This window comes from Collinsella aerofaciens (assembly GCF_015548375.1).
GTDB classification, from domain to species: domain Bacteria; phylum Actinomycetota; class Coriobacteriia; order Coriobacteriales; family Coriobacteriaceae; genus Collinsella; species Collinsella aerofaciens_AB.
This window is the reverse complement of the sequence record NZ_JADMWW010000041.1, coordinates 1-5,424: the sequence shown is the minus strand read 5'-3', so window position 1 is coordinate 5,424 and position 5,424 is coordinate 1. Positions and strand designations below refer to the sequence as shown.

Here is a 5,424-nt window from a genome sequence, read left to right as displayed (position 1 = left end):
TCCTTGCCGCGCGGCCCGGTCGGACCGGATGAGCCGCAAAGCGTGCACCTTGAGAACCGGATACTGCGAGGATGGACACTTCAAGTGTCGCATCCGGGCAGACATCGAACCATTTGAAATGGTCTAACTTGGATTTGTTTTTCGCAAGGCCGCCGAGAGGCGGCCCCGAGAAATTCCTTTTCCTATACTAAAACCATATGAATCGAACGGAACCGATCAGCTAATAGTTGTGAGGACCGGACGGGCTCGAAGCCCATATATTTTGGACGGAGAGTTCGATCCTGGCTCAGGATGAACGCTGGCGGCGCGCCTAACACATGCAAGTCGAACGGCACCCCTCTCCGGAGGGAAGCGAGTGGCGAACGGCTGAGTAACACGTGGAGAACCTGCCCCCTCCCCCGGGATAGCCGCCCGAAAGGACGGGTAATACCGGATACCCCGGGGTGCCGCATGGCACCCCGGCTAAAGCCCCGACGGGAGGGGATGGCTCCGCGGCCCATCAGGTAGACGGCGGGGTGACGGCCCACCGTGCCGACAACGGGTAGCCGGGTTGAGAGACCGACCGGCCAGATTGGGACTGAGACACGGCCCAGACTCCTACGGGAGGCAGCAGTGGGGAATCTTGCGCAATGGGGGGAACCCTGACGCAGCGACGCCGCGTGCGGGACGGAGGCCTTCGGGTCGTAAACCGCTTTCAGCAGGGAAGAGTCAAGACTGTACCTGCAGAAGAAGCCCCGGCTAACTACGTGCCAGCAGCCGCGGTAATACGTAGGGGGCGAGCGTTATCCGGATTCATTGGGCGTAAAGCGCGCGTAGGCGGCCCGGCAGGCCGGGGGTCGAAGCGGGGGGCTCAACCCCCCGAAGCCCCCGGAACCTCCGCGGCTTGGGTCCGGTAGGGGAGGGTGGAACACCCGGTGTAGCGGTGGAATGCGCAGATATCGGGTGGAACACCGGTGGCGAAGGCGGCCCTCTGGGCCGAGACCGACGCTGAGGCGCGAAAGCTGGGGGAGCGAACAGGATTAGATACCCTGGTAGTCCCAGCCGTAAACGATGGACGCTAGGTGTGGGGGGACGATCCCCCCGTGCCGCAGCCAACGCATTAAGCGTCCCGCCTGGGGAGTACGGCCGCAAGGCTAAAACTCAAAGGAATTGACGGGGGCCCGCACAAGCAGCGGAGCATGTGGCTTAATTCGAAGCAACGCGAAGAACCTTACCAGGGCTTGACATATGGGTGAAGCGGGGGAGACCCCGTGGCCGAGAGGAGCCCATACAGGTGGTGCATGGCTGTCGTCAGCTCGTGTCGTGAGATGTTGGGTTAAGTCCCGCAACGAGCGCAACCCCCGCCGCGTGTTGCCATCGGGTGATGCCGGGAACCCACGCGGGACCGCCGCCGTCAAGGCGGAGGAGGGCGGGGACGACGTCAAGTCATCATGCCCCTTATGCCCTGGGCTGCACACGTGCTACAATGGCCGGTACAGAGGGATGCCACCCCGCGAGGGGGAGCGGATCCCGGAAAGCCGGCCCCAGTTCGGATTGGGGGCTGCAACCCGCCCCCATGAAGTCGGAGTTGCTAGTAATCGCGGATCAGCATGCCGCGGTGAATGCGTTCCCGGGCCTTGTACACACCGCCCGTCACACCACCCGAGTCGTCTGCACCCGAAGTCGCCGGCCCAACCGAGAGGGGGGAGGCGCCGAAGGTGTGGAGGGTGAGGGGGGTGAAGTCGTAACAAGGTAGCCGTACCGGAAGGTGCGGCTGGATCACCTCCTTTCTAGGGAGATACGTTCTTAGAGAGACATACTTTAACTCGAATGGAGGGCAGGAGCCCGTCCGGTAGATGTCCCGCCTGGATGAAGTCCCCGCAGCACCCGGTCCCCGGGGTCGCACCCGCGTACCTTGAGAGCCGCATAGCGATAGGAGAGAGATGGAAGAGTATCCTCTTCCAGACTCGATTCTTTTCTGCGATTTAAAGACAGAATGATAGCAATCATTCATCCGATCCAAACAAGAAGAATTCACTTATTTATGAGTGAGGAGCATCTGATCGCGAGCACAGTGAAGACACTGTGCCGCGGTATGAGATACCCGAATTGCGACATACGAGCGCTATTCATGATATCGATTAATTAACTTTAGCGACACGTGGATATCCCGCGGGCCCGATGCGGTCCCGCAAGATACCACGGGCGCACGGCGGATGCCTTGGCACAGGGAGCCGATGAAGGACGCGGCAAGCTGCGATAATCCCCGGCGAGGAGCACACATCCTTCGACCCGGGGGTCTCCGAATGGGCGAACCCATCCACAGCAGTGTGGATATCCCCGGCCCGAACACATAGGGCCGGGGAGGACAACCCGGGGAACTGAAACATCTAAGTACCCGGAGGAGAGGAAATCAATCTCGAGACTCCCCGAGTAGCGGCGAGCGAAAGGGGACCGATGGCCAAACCGTCGAGCGGGCATACCCGGCAGGGGTTCCGCCGACGGGGTTGCAGGGCCGCGCATCCGGGGGCTGCCGCCCCCGGGCGCAGGTCCGGCTGGGGAGCGGAACGGCATGGGAGGGCCGGCCGCAGCGGGTGACAGCCCCGTACGCGAACCCAGACCGGACGGCGCGACGCGGTCCCTGAGTAGGGCCGGGCACGTGAAACCCGGTCCGAACCTGGGTGGACCACCATCCAAGCCTGAGTACTACCCTGTGACCGATAGCGCACCAGTACCGTGAGGGAAAGGTGAAAAGCACCCCGGGAGGGGAGTGAAACAGTACCTGAAACCGTGCGCCCACGAGCAGTCGGAGCAACTTTTAGTTGTGACGGCGTGCCTTTTGTAGAATGAGCCAGCGAGTCGCTGGCGCGGGGCGAGGTTAACCGAAAGGGAGCCGGAGCGAAAGCGAGCCTTAACAGGGCGACTTGAGTCCCGCGCCGCGGACGCGAAGCCGGGTGAGCTATCCGTGGGCAGGCTGAAGCGGGGGTAAGACCCCGTGGAGGGCCGAACGCACGTCGGTTGAAAACGGCGGCGATGACCTGCGGATAGGGGTGAAAGGCCAATCAAACCCGGAGATATCTCGTTCTCCCCGAAATAGCTTTAGGGCTAGCGTCGCGCGTTCACCGCCGGAGGTAGAGCACCGGATGGACGAGGGGGCTTCGCCGCCTACCGAATCCAACCGAACTCCGAATGCCGGCGGCCCAGAGCGCGGCAGTCAGAGCATGTGGGCTAAGCTGTGTGCTCGAGAGGGAAACAGCCCGGACCGCCCGCTAAGGTCCCCAAGTTCCAGCCGAGTGGCAAAGGATGTGCGTCCGCCCAGACAACCAGGATGTTGGCTTAGAAGCAGCCATCCATTCAAAGAGTGCGTAACAGCTCACTGGTCGAGTGGACATGCGCCGACAATACACGGGGCTAAGCTGGACACCGAAGCGGCGGGATTTTAATTCATTAGAATCGGTAGGGGAGCTTCCCATGGGCGGAGAAGCCGGAGGGCGACCGACGGTGGAGCGCATGGGAGTGAGAATGCTGGCATGAGTAGCGAGAGACGAGAGAGTAACTCGTCCGCCGTGAACCCGAGGTTTCCTGGGCAAGGCTAATCCTCCCAGGGTCAGTCGGGGGCTAAGGCGAGGCCGGTAGGCGTAGCCGACGCGCAGCAGGCAGACATTCCTGCACCGCGCACGCGGCGCTACGACCGACGGGGCGACGGATGGGGGTGGCTCGGCGGGGTTCTGGACGTCCCCGTGATGGAGCGCGGCCCGCGGACCAGGGAAATCCGGTCCGCACGAAGGGCGAGGCTCCGGACGAAGCACTTAAGCGAAGCGAGTGAGCCCGAGGTCCCTAGAAAAACCCCTAGGCAGGCGCGTGCGCGCCCGTACCGCAAACCGACACAGGTGGGTGGGTAGAACATACCGAGGCGATCGGGTCAACCATGGTCAAGGAACTCGGCACAATGGCCCCGTAACTTCGGGAGAAGGGGTGCCCGCGCGTACGTGAACGGACTTGCTCCGGGAGCGGAGGCGGGCCGCAGTGGAGAGGCCCAAGCGACTGTTTACCAAAAACACAGGACTCTGCAGAAGCCGCAAGGCGACGTATAGGGTCTGACGCCTGCCCGGTGCCGGAAGGTCACGCGGAGGAGTTAGCGCATCGCGCGAAGCCCCGAAGCCAAGCCCCGGTAAACGGCGGCCGTAACTATAACGGTCCTAAGGTAGCGAAATTCCTTGTCGGGTAAGTTCCGACCTGCACGAAAGGCGCAACGACTTGGGCGCTGTCTCGACCATGGACCCGGTGAAATTGCACTGGTCGTGAAGATGCGACTTACCCGCGGAAGGACGGAAAGACCCCGTGAACCTTCACTGCAGCTTGGCATTGGCCGCTGGTCCCGCGTGTAGAGGATAGGCAGGAGGCATCGATCCGGAGGCGCCAGCCCCCGGGGAGCCGCCCTTGGAATACTGCCCTCGCGCGACCGGCGTCCTAACCCGAGGCCGTCAACCGGCTCGGGGACCGTGCCAGGCGGGCAGTTTGACTGGGGCGGTCGCCTCCTAAAGGGTAACGGAGGCGCGCGAAGGTCCGCTCGGGACGGTCGGCAACCGTCCTTTTGAATGCAAGAGTACAAGCGGGCTTGACTGCGAGGCCCACAAGCCGAGCAGGTGCGAAAGCAGGCTCTAGTGATCCGGCGGCCCCGAGTGGGTGGGCCGTCGCTCAACGGATAAAAGGTACTCCGGGGATAACAGGCTGATCTTGCCCAAGAGTCCACATCGACGGCAAGGTTTGGCACCTCGATGTCGGCTCATCGCATCCTGGGGCTGGAGCAGGTCCCAAGGGTACGGCTGTTCGCCGTTTAAAGCGGTACGCGAGCTGGGTTCAGAACGTCGTGAGACAGTTCGGTCCCTATCCTCCGTGGGCGCAGGAGAATCGATGGAGGCTGCCCCCAGTACGAGAGGACCGGGGTGGACGCACCTCCGGTGAACCGGTTGTCGACCAACGGCACGGCCGGGTAGCCGCGTGCGGCGCGGATAACCGCTGAAGGCATCTAAGCGGGAAGCCGTTCCAGGGATTAGTTCTCCTTCCGGTAAGGGCCCAGGTAGACTACCTGGTCGATAGACGGCAGGTGCAAGGCTGGCGACAGCCTCAGCCGAGCCGCACTAATCGCCCGAGCTCTTCCGGAACCGCACCTCGCGGCCCGCGGGACATGCGCTCACGCGCGGTCCGGGCACGAGGATGCCCCCGAGTCACCTCCCCTATGCGCCATGCGGCCCCCAGGGCACGCGAGAGAGACACCCGGACACCGTAACGGTGGGCGCCGCCCACCGGTCAGCGGCCAGAGCATGGGGGGCACGCCCGGTCCCGTTCCGAACCCGGAAGCTAAGCCCCATCGCGCCGAGAGTACTGCGGGGTCAGCCCGTGGGAGGCCAGGGCGCCGCTGACCGGTGGACGGCACCGAGCCGT

At 63.4% G+C, this 5,424-nt stretch carries 3 rRNA genes; all 3 read left to right on the top strand.

The features are described from left to right. Positions 1–263: 263 nt before the first annotated feature. Positions 264–1,769 (top strand): 16S ribosomal RNA (locus I1969_RS10765). 399 nt (positions 1,770–2,168) lie between these two features. Next, a 23S ribosomal RNA gene (locus I1969_RS10760) occupies positions 2,169–5,144 on the top strand. 144 nt (positions 5,145–5,288) lie between these two features. Further along, positions 5,289–5,404 (top strand): 5S ribosomal RNA (gene rrf, locus I1969_RS10755). Together the 16S, 23S and 5S rRNA genes form the textbook arrangement of a ribosomal RNA operon. The last annotated feature ends 20 nt before the right edge of the window (positions 5,405–5,424 follow it).